This is a genomic window from Pengzhenrongella phosphoraccumulans (assembly GCF_045689905.1).
In the GTDB taxonomy this organism is placed as follows: Bacteria; Actinomycetota; Actinomycetes; order Actinomycetales; family Cellulomonadaceae; genus Pengzhenrongella; species Pengzhenrongella phosphoraccumulans.
In genome coordinates this window covers 450867-467062 of the sequence record NZ_CP144210.1, presented here as the reverse complement: position 1 = coordinate 467062, position 16196 = coordinate 450867, and the positions used below count along the sequence as shown (strand labels likewise).

13 protein-coding genes are annotated in these 16196 nt (G+C 70.8%); 2 read left to right on the top strand and 11 right to left on the bottom strand.

The window, feature by feature from the left end; genetic code table 11:
* Positions 1-15: 15 nt before the first annotated feature.
* The 4 genes from VTA80_RS02290 to VTA80_RS02275 all read right to left on the bottom strand — a co-directional run bounded on the left by VTA80_RS02290 (position 16) and on the right by VTA80_RS02275 (position 5479).
* Positions 16-1194: an acetyl-CoA C-acetyltransferase gene (locus VTA80_RS02290; protein WP_407343806.1), complete on the bottom strand. Its 1179-nt coding sequence runs from the start codon at positions 1192-1194 to the stop codon at positions 16-18.
* A 25-nt stretch (positions 1195-1219) separates the two neighbouring features.
* Positions 1220-1966 carry an SDR family NAD(P)-dependent oxidoreductase gene (locus VTA80_RS02285; protein WP_407343805.1) on the bottom strand — a complete coding sequence of 249 codons (747 nt, stop codon included), beginning with the start codon at positions 1964-1966 and terminating at the stop codon, positions 1220-1222.
* Between the two features lie 65 nt (positions 1967-2031).
* Entirely contained in the window at positions 2032-3543 is a 1512-nt protein-coding gene (gene glpK, locus VTA80_RS02280) for a glycerol kinase GlpK (protein ID WP_407345649.1), read from the bottom strand.
* 187 nt (positions 3544-3730) lie between these two features.
* Positions 3731-5479: an FAD-dependent oxidoreductase gene (locus VTA80_RS02275; RefSeq protein WP_407343804.1), complete on the bottom strand. Its 1749-nt coding sequence runs from the start codon at positions 5477-5479 to the stop codon at positions 3731-3733.
* 339 nt (positions 5480-5818) lie between these two features.
* On the opposite strand from VTA80_RS02275, the gene VTA80_RS02270 reads away from it, so the two are divergent.
* Positions 5819-6247 (top strand): hypothetical protein, encoded by a 429-nt coding sequence (locus VTA80_RS02270; RefSeq protein WP_407343803.1) that lies wholly within the window; start codon positions 5819-5821, stop codon positions 6245-6247.
* Positions 6248-6567: 320 nt separating this feature from the next.
* Here VTA80_RS02270 and VTA80_RS02265 read toward each other — a convergent pair whose 3' ends face one another.
* The 7 genes from VTA80_RS02265 to VTA80_RS02235 form a co-directional block, all read right to left on the bottom strand.
* Positions 6568-6981: a hypothetical protein gene (locus tag VTA80_RS02265; protein WP_407343802.1), complete on the bottom strand. Its 414-nt coding sequence runs from the start codon at positions 6979-6981 to the stop codon at positions 6568-6570.
* A gap of 141 nt (positions 6982-7122) precedes the next feature.
* Entirely contained in the window at positions 7123-7836 is a 714-nt protein-coding gene (locus tag VTA80_RS02260; protein ID WP_407345648.1) for an NUDIX hydrolase, read from the bottom strand.
* A gap of 13 nt (positions 7837-7849) precedes the next feature.
* Positions 7850-9295 carry a GuaB1 family IMP dehydrogenase-related protein gene (locus VTA80_RS02255; RefSeq protein WP_407343801.1) on the bottom strand — a complete coding sequence of 482 codons (1446 nt, stop codon included), beginning with the start codon at positions 9293-9295 and terminating at the stop codon, positions 7850-7852.
* A gap of 61 nt (positions 9296-9356) precedes the next feature.
* A complete protein-coding gene (locus VTA80_RS02250; protein WP_407343800.1) occupies positions 9357-10268 on the bottom strand; it encodes a carbohydrate ABC transporter permease in 912 nt (303 codons plus the stop codon).
* Complete coding sequence (locus VTA80_RS02245) at positions 10265-11482, bottom strand: carbohydrate ABC transporter permease (protein ID WP_407343799.1); 1218 nt, start codon at positions 11480-11482, stop codon at positions 10265-10267. The genes VTA80_RS02250 and VTA80_RS02245 overlap by 4 nt, the downstream gene beginning before the upstream one ends.
* A gap of 2 nt (positions 11483-11484) precedes the next feature.
* Positions 11485-12744: an extracellular solute-binding protein gene (locus VTA80_RS02240; protein WP_407343798.1), complete on the bottom strand. Its 1260-nt coding sequence runs from the start codon at positions 12742-12744 to the stop codon at positions 11485-11487.
* A gap of 58 nt (positions 12745-12802) precedes the next feature.
* A complete protein-coding gene (locus VTA80_RS02235; RefSeq protein ID WP_407343797.1) occupies positions 12803-13891 on the bottom strand; it encodes a LacI family DNA-binding transcriptional regulator in 1089 nt (362 codons plus the stop codon).
* Positions 13892-14088: 197 nt separating this feature from the next.
* Between VTA80_RS02235 and VTA80_RS02230 the strand changes: the two genes are divergently transcribed.
* Complete coding sequence (locus VTA80_RS02230; protein ID WP_407343796.1) at positions 14089-16164, top strand: glycogen debranching N-terminal domain-containing protein; 2076 nt, start codon at positions 14089-14091, stop codon at positions 16162-16164.
* The last annotated feature ends 32 nt before the right edge of the window (positions 16165-16196 follow it).

Here is a 16196-nt window from a genome sequence, read left to right as displayed (position 1 = left end):
GGTGGTGCGATCTACCTAGCGCTTGACGATGAGCGCGGTGCCCTGCCCGCCGCCGATGCAGAGGGTGGCCAGTCCGAGCTTGGCGTCCTGACGCTTCATCTCGTGCAGGAGCGTCACGAGGATCCGGGCGCCGCTCGCGCCGACCGGGTGCCCGATGGCGATCGCGCCGCCGTTGACGTTCGTCTTGGCCATGTCGAGCTTGAGCTCACGGGCCACGGCGAGGGTCTGCGAGGCGAACGCCTCGTTGGCCTCGACGACGTCCATGTCCTCGATCGTGAGCCCGGCCTTGGCGAGCGCCTTGCGGCTGGCCGGGATCGGACCGGTGCCCATGATCTTCGGGTCGACTCCGGCCGACGCCCAGGAGACGAGCGTCGCCATCGGGGTGAGCCCGAGTTCGAGCGCCTTGGCCTTGGACATCACGACGAGGGCCGCGGCGCCGTCGTTGATGCCGGAGGCGTTCCCGGCGGTGACGACGCCGTCCTTCTTGAACGCGGGGCGGAGCTTGCTCAGGCCCTCGTAGGTCGTGCCGAAGCGCGGGAACTCGTCCTGCGCGAACACGATCGGGTCGCCCTTGCGGCGCGGGATGACGACGGGGACGATCTCCTCGACGAACTTGCCGGCCGTGATGGCTGCCTCGGCGCGGTTCTGGCTCTCGGTCGAGTAGCGGTCCAGCTCCTCACGCGTGAGGTTGAAGTCGTCGGCCACGTTCTCGGCCGTGATGCCCATGTGGACGTCGTCGAACGCGTCCTGGAGCCCGTCCTGGATCATCGAGTCGACCATGGTGGCGTTGCCCATGCGGTACCCGGTGCGCGCCTTGTTGAGCAGGTACGGGGCCCGCGACATGTTCTCCATGCCACCGGTGACGATGATGTCCGCGTCGCCCGCGAGGATGGCCTGCGCGGCCAGCTCGAGGGTCTTCAGGCCGGAACCGCAGACCATGTTCAGCGTCCAGGCGGACGCCTCCTGCGGAATCCCGGACTTGATCGCGGCCTGGCGGGCCGGGTTCTGACCGAGCCCCGCCTGGATGACGTTTCCGAAGATGACCTGGTCGACCTGCTCGGGCGTGATTCCGGCGCGAGCAATGGCCTCCTTGATGACAAGGGCACCCAGCTCGACTGCCGGGACCTCTGCAAGGGCGCCGCCGAAGGATCCGACGGCCGTGCGTACTGCACTGACGATGACAACGTCGCTCATGTGTGTATCTCCCTAGTCAGTAGAATTAGATAAAGCTTCCACCATTGATGTCGAGCACGGCCCCGGTAATGTAGCTCGAGGAATCCGACGCCAAGAACAGCGCCGCGTCGGCCACTTCCGTCGGCTCGGCGAATCGACCCATCGGAATTTTCGCGATCAGCGCCGCCGTCTGCTCCGCCGGGTACTTGTTCATCATATCCGTGTTGATGTAGCCCGGCGCCAAGGCGTTGCAGGTAATCCCCTTGGTGACGTTCTCCACCGCTGTGACCTTGGTGAGGCCGATCAGACCGGCCTTCGAGGTGGCGTAGTAGCCGGTCCCGAACACGCCGATCCGCGCGGTGAGGGACGAGAGGTTGACGATCCGGCCGTACCCCTGGGTGCGCATGCCGGGCAGCACTGCCTTGGTGCAGTTGAACGGACCGGTGAGGTTGACCGCCATGACGGCCTCCCAGTTGTCCAGGTTCGCCTTGTGGAGCAGGCCGTCCCGGTTGATGCCCGCGTTGTTCACGAGGATGTCGAGGTGACCGAATCGCGCCTGCACGGCGGCGACCATCGCATCGACCTCGTCCTCGCGGCTGACGTCGGCGAGGAAGAGCTCCGCCTCGACGCCCAGCAGCCGGAGCTCGGCGACCGTCTCGTGCGCTTTCGCCTCATTGAATGGAATGTCATTGACGGCAATCGAGGCGCCTTCGCGTGCAAAAGTGAGCGCGATGGCTTTTCCGATTCCCTGACCACTGCCGGTGATCAGAGCGACTCTGTTCTCGATCTTCATGGTGGCGGCGCTTCTCTCGTCGGTGTCGGTGCTGCAACGGTGGATTAGTCCGAAAATAGACCAGTTCAGGGGGTCTCTACCCAGTCGAAGGTCCTAGTGACGGCCTTCTTCCACAGCCGGTACTGCCGGGCCCGCTCGTCGGGCTCCATCGCCGGGGTCCAGCACTGGTCCTCGTCCCAGTGGTCGACGACGTCCTTGCGCCCCGCCCAGAAGCCGACGGCGATGCCGGCGACGTACGCGGCGCCGCGGGCCGCCTGATCGGTGGCGCGGGAGTGGACCACGGGCACGCCGAGGATGTCGGCCTGGAACTGCATGAGCCTGTCGTTGCCCACCATGCCGCCGTCGACCGTGAGCTCGGTGAGCTCGAGGCCGGAGTCGGCGTTCATGGCGTCGAGGACCTCGCGCGTCTGGAAGGCCGTGGCCTCGAGGGCTGCGCGGGCCAGGTGGCCCTTGTTCACGTACCGGGTGAGCCCGACGAGGGCGCCGCGGGCATCGGTGCGGTCGTACGGGGCGTGCAGCCCGGTGAAGGCGGGCACGAAGTACGCGCCACCGTTGTCCTCGACCGTGGCCGCGAGCTGCTCGATCTCGGGGGCCGAGGAGATCATCCCGAGGTTGTCACGCAGCCACTGCACGAGGGCACCCGTCACGGCGATCGTGCCCTCGAGCGCGTACACCGCCGGGTCGGTGCCGAGCTGGAAGGCGACCGTGGTGAGCAGGCCGCGCTCGGACGCGACGGGTTCGGTACCGGTCGTCAGGAGCAGGTAGTTGCCGGTGCCGTAGGTGCTCGTCACGTCGCCGATGCCCGAGCGCCCCTGGCCGAACGTGGCGGCCTGCTGGTGCCCGAGGATGCCCGAGATCGGCACACCGGCCAGCAGCCCGCCCGCGCGGCCGTGGCCGTAGACCTCGGAGGACGAGCGGATCTCGGGGAGCATCGACAGCGGGATGGTCATCTCCGCCGCGATCTGTTGGTTCCACGTGAGCGTGTCGAGGTTCATCAGCATGGTGCGCGAGGCGTTGGTCGGGTCGGTGGCGTGCACGCCGCCGTCGACGCCGCCGGTCATGTTCCACAGGACCCACGAGTCGGTGGTGCCGAAGAGCAGGTCGCCCTTGTCCGCCTTGGCCCGGGCGCCGGCGACGTTGTCGAGGATCCACGTGATCTTCGGGCCCGAGAAGTACGTGGCCAGGGGCAGGCCGACGCGTGCCTTGTAGCGGTCCGCGCCGCCGCCCAGGGCACCGAGGTCCTCGGCGATCGTGGCGGTACGGGTGTCCTGCCAGACGATCGCGTTGTAGACGGGCTTGCCGGTCGTCTTGTCCCACACGACCGCGGTCTCGCGCTGGTTGGTGATGCCGACCGCAGCGATGTTGCGGAAGTTGACGTCGGCGCGCGCGAGCACCGATCCGACGACCTCACGCGTGTTGGTCCAGATCTCCTCGGCGTCGTGCTCGACCCAGCCCGGCTGCGGGTGGAGCTGGGCGTGGGCGAGCTCGCTGGACGCGACCACCGCGCCGGCGTCGTCGAAGATGACGGCCCGGGATCGCGCGGTCCCCTGGTCGATGGCGAGTACGTAGTTGGCCATGATGCGTCGTGCCATGATGCGTCGTCCTCCTGGTCACGGGCTGCGCTGGGGTGGCGACGCGGGTGACCGCGCCCACCGGGCAGCGCGCATCGCAACGGTGCGATTGCCCTCGAGGAAGTGCCTGGCACCGCTCTGGTCCGTCTGCGCCGTCAGGGGTGGCGACGCGGACGGACCAGAGCGGCAGCTCTCAGGGAGTGACCAGGTCGTGCAGAGGTGCGATCTCGGTGGCCTCGAGGCGGATCTTCTCGGCCGACTCGTCGGTGGCCTCGAGCTCGGCGGCGGCCTCGGCCTCGGCGCGCTCGCGGTACACGGTGACCTCGCGGGTGCGGGTCTTCTTGTCCCAGCCGAGCAGCGGGGCCATGATGTCGGCGATCTCCTCGAGCGCGCCCACGCCACGGTCGGCCTGCTCGTAGTTGAGCCGCGTCCGGTGCATCAGCACGTCGTCGAGGTGCAGGGCACCTTCGTGCGTAACGGCGTAGGCGATCTCGGCCCGCAGGTAGGCCGGTGCCCCGGCCAGCGCCTTGCCCAGACCGGGCTCGGCGTCGACCGACGCGGTCAGCTCGCTGATGAGCGAGCCGTACCGGTGCAGCAGGTGGTCGAGAACCGCGGCGGTCCAGCCGTACCGGCTGGCGATCGTCGCGGCGCGGCGGCGGACCTCGGCGAGGCCCTCCGCCCCGGCCAACCGGACGGTCTTCGTGACGCACGGCTGGGCGCTCGCCTTGCCGCCCAGGGCGAAGTCGACGGCGTCCTTGGCCATGACCCGGTAGGTCGTGAGCTTGCCGCCGGCGATCACGGTCAGGCCCGGGGTGGGGGAGGCCACGGTGTGCTCGCGGGAGACCTTCGCCGACGAGGTGCCCTCCTTGGTGCCCGGCTGGAGCAGCGGCCGCAGGCCCGCCCACGTGCCGATGATGTCCTTGCGGGAGATCGGTCGCGCCAGCACGGCGTTGGCGTGCTCGATGACGTAGTCGATGTCTGCCGAGGTGGCCACGGGGTGCGTGAGCTGGAGCTTCCACGGGGTGTCGGTGGTGCCGATCACCCAGTAGCGCGACCACGGGATCACGAACAGGACGCTCTTCTCGGTCTGCAGGAGCAGGCCGGTCTCCCCGGCGATGCACTCGCGCGGCACCACGATGTGGATGCCCTTCGAGGCGAGGACCTTCAGGCCGCCGTCGGTGTTGGCGAGCGACTCGGTCTCCTCGGTCCAGACCCCGGTCGCGTTGATGACCTGGTGCGCGTGCACCTCGATCGCCCGGCCGGTCTCCAGGTCCTGGACCGTGGCGCCGGTGACCCGCCCGGTGTCGTTGGTCGTCAGCCCGACCACCTGGGTGCGCGACGCGGCGGCTGCCCCGTGCGAGACGGCGGTGCGGATCAGGGTGGAGACGAGGCGGGCGTCGTCGACCGTGGCGTCCCAGTACCGGATCGCGCCGATCGCGGCCTCGTGGCGCAGGTCGGGGAACAGCTTCTCGAGCCCGTGACGGGTCACGTGGCTGTGCAGGGGCAGCGCGCGGCGCCGACCGTTGATGCTCGCGAGCGTGTCGTACAGCGCGACGCCGGCGCCGAAGTACGCGCGCTGCCACACGCGGTGCTCGAGCGGCAGGAGGAACGAGGCCGGCCGGACCAGGTGGGGTGCGATCTCGGTGAGGAGCAGGTCGCGCTCGGTGAGGGCCTCACGCACGAGGTGGAAGTCGAGCATCTGCAGGTAGCGCAGCCCGCCGTGGACGAGCTTGCTCGACCGGCTGGACGTGCCGCTGGACCAGTCCTGGCCCTCGACGATGGCGACCTTCAGCCCGCGGGTCGCCGCATCGAGCGCGATCCCAGCACCGGTCACCCCGCCGCCGATGACGAGGATGTCGAGCTCCTGGCCCGCCGTGGCGGTCGCCTGGAGAGTGTCGAGAGCGGCAGTGCGCGTCTGTGCTGTCAGTGGCGCCGTGTTCACGTTTTCCTCCTTGCCCGTGATCTCGCACGAGCTGCGCGCCGCTGGTGGCCCTGACGGCATCGTCGGGGTGTCGACCGGGCGGCACGTCCCATGCTCGCCCGCTGTGCACGGATGAGCAAATTCCCTGCACATACGTGCACGGTCGCGCCGTTTTGACCGAAAACGGAGCCTTTTGACCATCGCTTGACGCTCAGGGGTCGCCGGAAGTGCACCGCGTGCGACTGGGGCGCGGCGGTACGTGCACCCCGGTCGCACCTCAAGCGGGGCGGCGTCCGGGCCGATGGTCGAAACATGAGGCCCGCTGCGGACCAGATGTCTCGACCAGCGACAACCCGATCGGTGCTGCCTCGACGCCCCTTCCTCATCGTGGGAGCCGTCGTGCTGGTCGCGGGCGTGGCGGCGGTAGCCGCGCCTCGCTTCCTCGAGGCCCGGCACCAGGACGACCTGGTCGCGGTCCGGCTGCTCATTGAGTCCATCGACCTGCCGGCGCCTGCCGTCGAAGGGTGCGAGGACGGCTCGGGTCAGCGCTGCTGGACGACTCCTCGCGAGGGACTTGCGTCGATCGAGGGGTTCGTCGGTGTTCTTGGCGCCGCGGGAGTGACGGACCTGACCGAGTGGTGCGTCGCACCGGTCCCGCAGCTCACCGTGCCGAGCTGCTACGTGACGGGCTGGTATCGGGGTGAGGTGGTCATGATCGCGAGTGACCCCACTGTGTTCATCGGCCCGCCGCTGCACTCGCAGGGCGCGACCATCTCGCTCACCGCGTAGGCGGCGACTGGCTCTCGGGCGATCCCGGCCGGACCCGCCTCACCGCGGTCGCGGCGACGGGCTCCGACGATGCCTGCGGTGCGACCGGTGGACGATCCGCGCGTCGCTGCGCGGTCGGGGGCGCTGGACGGGTGCCAGGGCTCGCTCGTAGGCGGGGGCCCGCGTCCCGCGCCTGGCGCGCGCGACGAACGGCGTCGTCGTGCGGGCGGAGCGACGGCTCGCAGCCCGGACCATGGCGAGGAGCCACCGAGGCAGCCGACGCACCGCGGGGGTCGCGTGAGCGCACGGCGGGACGACGGCGATCGCCTGCCGCCGGGCGGTCAGCGCCGCGGCCACGGGAACAACGGGCCGAGGAACCTGCCGGTCAACGGGTCCCGGTCGTTCTGGGACCCGTTCGCGTGGGACACCGCCGCCAGGACCAGGGCGGTGAGCCTGCGGTCCAGGCCGTGGATCGCCTTGCCGAGCTCCACCTTGCGGTGACCACTGTTCGCCGCCAAGGACGCCGCGACGGTGACGAACTTCTGCTCGCCGACCGGCAGGTGCCCCTTGTTGTCGGCGATGGCACCGAAGTCGATCCAGAGGCGAGCGGCGCTGTCCTCGTCGGTCCGGATCCACGGCTCGCCCGGGCTGGCGAACCCGCCGCGGATCAGCATCTCGGTGGCTGCTTCGAGCGGCGCCAGGCCCTTGGCCCAGGCCCGCAGGTTGTCGTCGACGTCTGCGACGTGGGATGCCATGAGGACAAACCTAGAGAGAAAATCCCGATGTCCTTAAACTCACGATTCGACCATCGGAAAACAATTGGGCGAAACCGGTACGCACCACTCATCTCGTCGTCGGGCGGGGCTCGACCCGATGGTGAGGTGCAGTCGGGCGACCTAGGTCGGGTCCGACCCGGCGACGTCGATCGTGCGCGTCTGGTCCCACGGCTCGGTCCACCCGAGCTCGCCGAACAGCACGTCGAGGACGATCGCGGTGAACCCCCACACGACGTGCGCGCCGACCAGGAAGGCCGGCGTCCGGTGCACGAGCCCACCGCGTCGAAGCGTGGCGGTACGGCGGAGCTCGGGGTCCAGCAGGTCGGCGACCGGGGCGCGGAACACGGTCGCGGACTCACCGACGTCGACGACGTCGACGGGCGACGGCGTGGCCCACCAGGCCAGGACCGGCGTCACGAGGTGGTTGCTCACGGGGACGGGTAGCTCGCCGAGAGTACCGAGCACCTCGACGCCGTCGGCGCGGAGCCCCGTCTCCTCGACCGCCTCGCGCACCGCCGCCGCGACGGGTCCTGAGTCCGTCGGGTCGATCCGTCCGCCCGGAAAGGCGATCTGACCGGAGTGGTGGGTCAGGGTCGAGGCCCGCCCGACGAGCAGCACGTCCAGGTCGGCCGGCACGACGTCGCCCGTGCGCTGCGCGGGGAACGCGTCGAGAGCTCCGAAGAGCACGAGGACGGCCGCGGGCCGCCCGGCGTGCCTGCCCAGCGGGACCCGGGAGCGGTACGCGTCCCAGGAGACCCCGCGCTCGACGAGCGCCGCGAGCTGGGCGCGGACCGCGCTCGGCCCAGCGGCCCCCCGCCCCCCGCTCGCGACCATCACCGGGTGCTCGTCACCAGCCGATCGGGAGCGGCTGGCCCTCGTCGTAGCCGGCGGCCGACTGGATGCCGACGACAGCGCGTTCGGTGAACTCCTCGAGCGTGGTCGCACCGACGTAGGTGCAGGCCGACCGCAGGCCGGACGTGATCTTGTCGAGCAGGTCCTCGACGCCGGGACGTTCGGGGTCGAGGTACATGCGGGAGCTCGAGATGCCCTCCTCGTACAGCGCCTTGCGGGCCCGTTCGAACGCCGTACCGCCGCTGTTGCGGGCGGCTACGGCGCGGGCCGAGGCCATGCCGAAGCTCTCCTTGTAGACCCGACCGTCGGAGCCGGTGTGCAGGTCGCCAGGGCTCTCGTGCGTCCCGGCGAACCAGGACCCGACCATGACCTGCGACGCGCCCGCCGCCAGGGCCAGCGCGACGTCGCGCGGGTGACGCACGCCGCCGTCGGCCCAGACGTGCTTGCCCAGCCGACGGGCCTCTGCCGCGCACTCGAGGACCGCGGAGAACTGCGGGCGCCCGACGGCGGTCATCATGCGCGTCGTGCACATCGCGCCCGGGCCGACCCCGACCTTGACGATGTCCGCGCCGGCCTCGATCAGGGCACGCGTCCCGGCCGCGGTGACCACGTTGCCGGCGACGATCGGGACGCCTGGCGCGAGCGCGCGCACCAGCGCCAGCGCCTCGAGCATCTTGCGCTGGTGGCCGTGCGCCGTGTCCACGACGAGCACGTCGACGTCGGCCGCGAGCAGAGCCTCGGCCCGGGCGGCGACGTCCCCGTTGATGCCGATGGCGGCCGCGACCCGCAGCCGCCCCGCGCCGTCGACGGCCGGGGAGTAGATGGACGACCGCAGGGCCCCGATCCGCGTGAGCACGCCGATCAGGGCGCCGTCGGACACCACGGGGGAGAACTTGCGGCGCGAGAGGTGCAGCGTCTCGAAGGCGGCCTGCAGCCCGCCGCGCGTCAGCACGTCGAGCTCGACGACGCTCGGGTTCGGCGTCATGACGGCGGAGATCGCGGTGAACTGGTCGACGCCCTGGCAGTCGGCCTCGCTCACGACGCCGACCGGTCGCCCGTCCACGACGACGACGACGGCTCCGTGCGAGCGCTTGCCGATCAGGGTGAGCGCGGTGTTGACCGTGTCCGTCGGAGACACGACGACGGCGCTCTCGATCACGGTGTGGCGCGCCTTGACGGAGGCCACGACGTCGGCGACGACCTCGGTCGGCACGTCCTGGGGGATGACCGCGATCCCGCCGCGACGCGCGATCGTCTCGGCCATGCGGCGGCCGGAGACGGCCGTCATGTTGGCGACCACGATCGGGATCGTGGTGCCGGTCCCGTCGGTCGACGCGAGGTCCACGTCGAAGCGCGAGGCGACCTCGCTGGCGGAGGGCACCAGGAAGACGTCGCCGTAGGTCAGGTCACAGGACGGCACGTGGCCGGGGAGAAACTGCATGGGCACAAGTTTACGGTCGCGTCCCTGCAGTCCCTCCCCGCAGTCCTTCCCCGCAGGCGGGTCAGCCCTTCTCTGCGCCGTCGCTGGTGTTCATGATCCGTTTCTGGAACACGAAGAACATGATCGCGACGGGGATCGTCATGACGGCCGCCGCGGCGAGCTTGAGCGGGAACTGGTTGCCCGACGACAGTGAGCCGGAGGCCAGCTGTGCGACCCCCTTCGTCAGCGTCATCAGGTCGGGGCTCTGGGTCGAGACGATGAAGTGCGACAGCTCGTTCCATGACCCCTGGAAGGAGAGGATCACGAGCGTGACCAGCGCGGGCCGCGCCATCGGCAGCACCACCGACCAGAACGTGCGGAACGTGCTGGCGCCGTCGAGCTTGGCGGCCTCCTCCACGCTGCGCGGGATCGACTCGAAGAAGTTCTTCATGATGAAGACCCCGGCGGCGTCGCACAGGAGCGGGATGATCATCCCGGCGTAGGTGTCGTACATCCCGAGCTGTTTGATGACGAGGAACTTCGGGATGAGGAGCACGACTCCGGGCACGGCCATGACCGCGATCAGACCCGCGAACACCACGCCGCGACCCCGGAAGTCGACCCGCGCCAGCGCGTACCCGGCGAGTGAGTTGAAGAACACCCGCCCGCTCGTGACGAACACCGTGACGATGAGCGAGTTCGTGAACCACAACGGGAAGTCGGAGCGCAGGAACAGCGTGGTGTAGGCCTCGAGCGACCACGACGGGACGAGCGTGAGCGGGTTCGCCGTCGCCTCGGCGTTGGTCTTGAACGACGTCGCGACGTTGATGAGGAACGGGTAGATGTAGACGCACGCGATGGCGACGAGCACCGCGTAGACGAGCGAGCTGGAGATCCGGCGGCGCAGGTGCGACCGGTCCGTGCGCGGCCGGCCGGGGGCCGGGGGAGCCGCGCGCCGGGGCGCCGCGACGGGGGCGGCACTGGTGGTGGTCATGAGGGCCTCCCGGTGGGCGTCGTCACTGTGGGTGGATTGCTCGCGGGGGGTGGGTTGCCAGTGGGGGGTGGGTTGCCCGTGGAGGAGCCCCCGCCGGGGGTGCCCCGGCCCAGGCCGCGGCGCGACGCCGGCGGGTAGAACCGCTTGCGGCGCGGCACCGTGTCGCTCTCGTGCAGCACGTTGCGCTGGAAGATGGTCAGCACCACGATGAGCGCGAACAGGATGAACGCGATCGCGGCGCCCTGGCCCCAGCGACCGTTGGTGAACGACGCCGCGTAGGACAGATAGGCGGGCGTCAGCGTCGTCTTCGACGGCGCGCCCTTGGTGCCGGTGTAGATCTGGTCGAAGACCTGCCAGGCCCCGATCAGCCCGAGCGTGAGCACCGTGAACAGCGTGGGGCGGAGCATCGGCAGGGTGACGAGGCGGAACCGCTGCCAGGCCGTCGTGCCGTCCACCATGGCGGCCTCCTCGACCTCGCCCGAGATGTTCTGCAGCGCGGCGATGAACAGCAGCATCAGCGTCCCGGACGTGGTGAAGATGGCCATGATGATGAACGCCGACATGGCAAAGCTGGGGCCGGCGAGCCATTCCCACCAGCTGATGCCGAGGAAGCCGTGCGCAGCGAGCGGGCCAGAGGTGGGTGGATCGACCCCGAGCCCGGCGAGGCCGACGTGCAGGATGCCGCGCGGGTCGTTGAACCAGTTCGGTCCCGCGATGCCGACGTACGACAGGATCTTGTTGACGGCGCCCGACCCGGAGAACAGGAAGAGCCACAGCACGGTGATCGCCACCGAGCTGGTCACGGACGGGAAGTAGAACGCGGTCCGGAAGAACCCTCGCCCACGCAGGATCTTGCGGTTGACCATGACGGCCAGAAAGAGGGCGACAGCGGTCTGGATCGGGACGACGAGCAGCACGTACCAGAGGTTGTTCCGCATGGCGGTGCCGAAGTCCTGCGCGTTCAGGCCGCCGTCGGTCAGCAGGCTCTGGTAGTTCTTCGCCCCGACGAACCCGACGCTGCTCGCGAACGGGCTGCCCCGCCCGGTCCAGTCCGAGACGCTGACCCAGGCGGCCATGATCACGGGCAGGACCAGGAAGACCCCGAGGATCACGAGTACGGGGGCGACGAAGAGCCAGCCCGCCACGGCCTCGCGGCCCCGGATTCCGGAGCCGCGAGGCCGACGGCTGCGCGCCGCCGCGGTGGTGGTCGACATCGTCAGGACTTCGCGTCCAGCACGGTCTGCAGGTTGGTCTGGACGGCGTCCAGGATCGTCTTCGGCTCCGAGCTCGAGAGGGCCTCGAGCTTGGCGTTGAAGTCCGCGATCACGTCGGCGGCGCCCTGGGCGTTGACGACGCCCACGGCGAAGTCGGCGCTGTCCAGGAACGCGGCCTGCTCCGGGTACTTGACCTTCCAGTCCGCGGCGGCGGACTGGACCGACGGCATGACGCCGAACGCGTCCGCGAAGGCCATCTGCTGGTCGCTCGACGTCAGGGCCTCGACGAGCTTCTTGGCGGCCTCCGTGTTGGTGCTGTCAGCGGCGATGCCCCAGCAGTTCGTGAACTGCATGGTGCCCTTGGCAGCCGGGCCGGCGGGCAGCTCGACGACCTTGTACTGCAGGGTCGGGTAGTCCTTCTTGAGGGCACCGGTGATCCAGTTGCCCTCGATCGTCATCGCGGCCTTCTCGGTACCGAACGCCTCGCCGCCCCAGCCGGCGCCGAGGTCCTTCGGGTACTTGAGCACACCGTCGGTCAGCAGGCCCTTGACGTAGGTGAGCGCCTCGAGGTTCTCGGGGCTGTTCACGGTCGCCTTGGCGCCGTCCTTGCTCGTCATCGCGCCACCCGCCTGCGGGAAGAACGCGCCGATCCGCTCGTACTGCGGGCCGAACGTGAGCCCGACCTGCGTGGCCGTGGTCAGCTTCGCCGAGACGGTTTTGAGCTGGTCCCAGGTGGTGGGGATGTCGGCGTCGGTCAGGCCGGCCGCGGTCCACGCCGCGGTGTTGATGATCAGGGCGAGCGTCGAGAAGTCCTTCGGCGCGCACGTGAACGTGCCGTCGAACGTGAAGGAGTCCTTCAGGGTCGGGTAGAAGTCGTCCGCGTTGGCGAGGTCGCCCGCGTAGGGGAGCAGCGACCCGTTGGCCGCGTAGCCCGCGAAGGTGCCCGTGTCGAGGTAGAAGACGTCGGCGGGCTTGCCGCCCGCGAAGCCCTGGCTGAGCTGCTGGACGAGGTCGGACGCGGCGCTCACGGTCGCCTTGGTGCCCGAGTCCTTGGACCAGGCGGCGACGGCGGCGTTGACCGCGTCGGTCTCGGCGGCACCGCTCGAGCCGATGAGGATCGAGAGGTCAGAACCCGGGCCGGCGGCGGTGCCGCTGGCGGCGGGCTTCGCGTCGAAGTTCGAGCCGCCGCACGCGGTGAGGGCGAGCGTCCCCGAGGCGAGCAGGGCGGTGAGGACGATCGTGCGAGATGGGCGATGCATCATGTCTCCTTGTGGGTGGTGCGCGGGCTGAGCAGGGAGGTACGGACGAGGACCGGCTGACTCAGCCGAGACTCGCGGGCAGGGGGACCGGCCGGGCGCTCGAGTCGCGGGCGACGAGGGTCGGGGTCAGCAGGATCTGCTGACTCGCGAACGACGTCGTTCGCGGCTGGGGGCTGCGGATCTCGGCGAGGAGCAGGGCGAAGGCCCGCTCGGCCGCCTCGGTCAGGGGCTGAGCGATGGAGCTCAACCCGATCGCCCGGGCGACGGGGGTGTCGTCGAAGCCGACGACCGCGGGGACCTCGCCGGACTCGGTGGATCGCCCGAGGGCACGCGAGGTGACCAGCGCCCCGAGGGCGAGCGAGTCGCTCGCGCAGACGAACGCGGTCGGTGCCGCCGAGGCCAGCAGCGCCTCGGCGGCCGCGGCGCCGGACCCGACCCCGTCGAGCACCTTGGCGCTCAGCGACTCGAGCTCGTGCGGTGCCACGGCGTCGGCCGCGAGCATGGCGCGCTGCCAGCCCGCCCGGCGGTCGTCACCCGAGTCCGACCCCTCGGGCCAGCCGATGAAGCCGATCCGCCGGTGGCCGCGTTCGAGCAGGTGCTCGACGGCGGCCTGCGTCCCGGCCGCGCCGTCGACGTCGACCCACGCGTGCTCGGCCGTCGCGGTCTCGTCCGCGGCGCGCCACGAGCGGCCGAACGTCACGAACGGGACGGTGTGCTCGGAGAGCCAGCGCGTGCGCGGGTCGCCGTGGTGCGTCGAGGTGAGCACGAACGCGTCGAGCTGGAGCACGTCGAGCAGCTCGTTGTACTGGTCGATCTCGGCGTTGTCGTCGGCGGCGGTGAAGAGCATCACGCGGTAGCCGCGCAGCTGGGCCTGCTCGGTGAGGGCGTGCAGGAAGCGGTCGAGGAGGGCGCCGCTGATCCCGTCGATCGTCGGCTCCAGGCGCAGCCCGATCACGTGGGACCGGTTGGTGCGCAGCTGGCGCGCGGCGCCGTGCGGGTGGTAGTCGAGCTCGCCGATCACCGCCAGGACGCGTTCGAGGGTGTCGGCGCGGACCAGGTGCGGTGCGTTGAGCGCATTGGAGACGGTCTGTCGTGAGACGGAGGCGCGTGCCGCCACGGTCTCCAGGGTGGGCCTACGAACTGCGTTCACGCCGCCTCCTCGCGTCGCTCGAACCGGGGCGATCGTCGCGCCGGGCCAAGATTTGAGCGATCCAATCCAACCGACGATGGCCAATTGGATCGTTCAAAGTATTGTGCCTAGACTGATGCCGCGATCGAGCGATGTCAAGCCGATCCCCCCGATCTAGATCACAAGATGGTCACGAAATCCCCACGGAAGAGGCACCCATGGAGCTGCAGCCGCTCTTGCACGACTTGCTCGTAGCGACCATGGCGCCCACCCAGGCGTGGTCGGCACCGGACGGTCAGGTGCGGACGGCGGGAGCCCAGGGGTTCTTCCACGGTGACGTGCGCGTGCTCTCGCGCGCCGTCGTCACGGTCGACGGGCTCGAGCCCGAGGCCATCGCCGCGGCGCCCGGGGGACCGGGCGTCGTCGAGATCGTGGCCCTGCTGCGCGGCGCCGACGAGCCCGGACCCGACCCGACCGTGCAGCTGAGGCGGCGGCGCGAGGTCCGCCCGGGAGTCGTGCGTGAGCGCCTGGAGCTGACGTGCGCCACCCGAGCGCCGGTCGAGGTGCTCGTCGTGGTGGAGGTCGCGTGCGATCTCGCGGAGATGGAGCAGGTGAAGAGGGGTCGTCGGTTCGTCGCGCTGGCGGGCGAGAGCGTCGGAACCGACTCTTGGCGTTGGGCCGACGACACCGGCACGACGGCGACCGTGCGTGGCGCGGGCGCCCGGCTCGACGCCGGCGACCCGTGCGCGCCGCGCCTGAGCTGGCACGCGACCGTCACTCCGGGGCTGCCGACCGTCCTGGAGTGGGAGCTCGCCGCCACGGCCACGGCGGGCGTCGTCGGGCCGCCGTCGTCGTCCCGGCCCGAATGGTCGATCCCGGTGCTCGAGAGCGACGACCGCCGGCTGGCCCGGCTGCTCGAGCGCGCGCTGGACGACCTGGCCGGCCTGCGGATGAGCGCGAGCTTCGCGCCCGACGACACGTTCCTCTCCGCGGGCGCGCCCTGGTTCTTCACCTTGTTCGGCCGCGACTCGCTGTGGGCCGCGCGCATGCTGCTGCCGCTCGGGACCGACCTCGCGGCGGGGACGCTGCGCGTGCTCGCGGCTCGCCAGGGCACCGTCGTCGACGAGGAGACCGCGGAGCAGCCCGGCAAGATCCTGCACGAGATCCGCAGCAAGCCGCTCGACCTCGGCGACGGCCTGCACGTGCTGCCCCCCGTCTACTACGGCACCGTGGACGCCACCCCGCTGTGGATCTGCCTGCTGCACGACGCGTGGCGCTGGGGACTGGCGGCCGACCAGGTCGAGGCGCTGCTCCCGGCCATGGAGCGCGCGCTGGCCTGGATGGTCGACGACGGCGACTCCGACGGCGACGGCTTCCTCGAGTACGCCGACGTCGGCGGTCGCGGCCTGGCGAACCAGGGGTGGAAGGACTCCGGGGACTCGGTGCAGTGGCGGGACGGGACGCTCGCCACCGGACCGATCGCGCTGTGCGAGGTCCAGGGCTACGCGCACGAGGCCGCCCTGGCCGGCGCCGCGCTGCTCGAGGCGTTCGGCCGCCCCGGCGCGCCGCAGTGGCGCGCGTGGGCCGCCGACCTGGCCGAGCGGTTCCGGGCCAGCTTCTGGGTCGAGGACGCCCAGGGCAGGTACCCCGCGATCGCCCTGGACGCGGACAAACGACCCGTGGACACCCTGACTAGCAACATCGGCCACCTCCTGGGCTGCGGCCTGCTCACCGCGGACGAGGAACGGCTGGTCGCCGAGCGGCTGGTCGCCCCGGACATGAACTCGGGCTACGGGCTGCGGACCATGTCCTCGACCTCCGGCGGCTACTGGCCGCTGCGCTACCACGGCGGCTCGGTGTGGGCCCACGACACGGCGATCGCGATCTCGGGACTGGCCCGCAGCGGCAACACCGCGGTGGCGGCCCAGCTGGCCGAGGGGCTGCTCGCGGCCGGCGAGGCGACCGGCTACCGGCTGCCCGAGCTGTACTCCGGAGCCGCCCGCGGCACGGTCCCCACGGTCGTGCCGTACCCCTCGGCGTGCCGCCCGCAGGCCTGGTCCGCGGCGTCCGCCGTCTCGGTCCTGGCCGCCGCGCTCGGCCTCCAGCCCGACGTGCCGAACGGGGTCCTGCGCCTCGACCCGCCGTCGCCGTCGCCGTTCGGCGCCGTCAGTGCGCTCGGTCTCACTCTCGCCGGCCTGCCGCTGTCGGTGCAGATCGACGCGAATGGCGCTGTGGTCAGCGTCGACGCCGCGGCCGCCGTCACCGTGGAGCTGGCCGGGCACGTCGCCGTGTGAGGCGATCGCGCGGTTCCGGGACACGGAAGTGA

What these genes read in the sequence shown, in the direction of transcription:
- VTA80_RS02285 (WP_407343805.1), bottom strand. Translation starts at nt 1,966, where the DNA reads ATGAAGATCGAGAACAGAGTCGCTCTGATCACCGGCAGTGGTCAGGGA.
- VTA80_RS02250 (WP_407343800.1), bottom strand. Translation starts at nt 10,268, where the DNA reads ATGACCACCACCAGTGCCGCCCCCGTCGCGGCGCCCCGGCGCGCGGCT.
- VTA80_RS02290 (WP_407343806.1), bottom strand. Translation starts at nt 1,194, where the DNA reads ATGAGCGACGTTGTCATCGTCAGTGCAGTACGCACGGCCGTCGGATCC.
- VTA80_RS02260 (WP_407345648.1), bottom strand. Translation starts at nt 7,836, where the DNA reads ATGGTCGCGAGCGGGGGGCGGGGGGCCGCTGGGCCGAGCGCGGTCCGC.
- glpK (WP_407345649.1), bottom strand. Translation starts at nt 3,543, where the DNA reads ATGGCCAACTACGTACTCGCCATCGACCAGGGGACCGCGCGATCCCGG.
- VTA80_RS02255 (WP_407343801.1), bottom strand. Translation starts at nt 9,295, where the DNA reads ATGCAGTTTCTCCCCGGCCACGTGCCGTCCTGTGACCTGACCTACGGC.
- VTA80_RS02230 (WP_407343796.1), top strand. Translation starts at nt 14,089, where the DNA reads ATGGAGCTGCAGCCGCTCTTGCACGACTTGCTCGTAGCGACCATGGCG.
- VTA80_RS02265 (WP_407343802.1), bottom strand. Translation starts at nt 6,981, where the DNA reads ATGGCATCCCACGTCGCAGACGTCGACGACAACCTGCGGGCCTGGGCC.
- VTA80_RS02240 (WP_407343798.1), bottom strand. Translation starts at nt 12,744, where the DNA reads ATGATGCATCGCCCATCTCGCACGATCGTCCTCACCGCCCTGCTCGCC.
- VTA80_RS02245 (WP_407343799.1), bottom strand. Translation starts at nt 11,482, where the DNA reads ATGTCGACCACCACCGCGGCGGCGCGCAGCCGTCGGCCTCGCGGCTCC.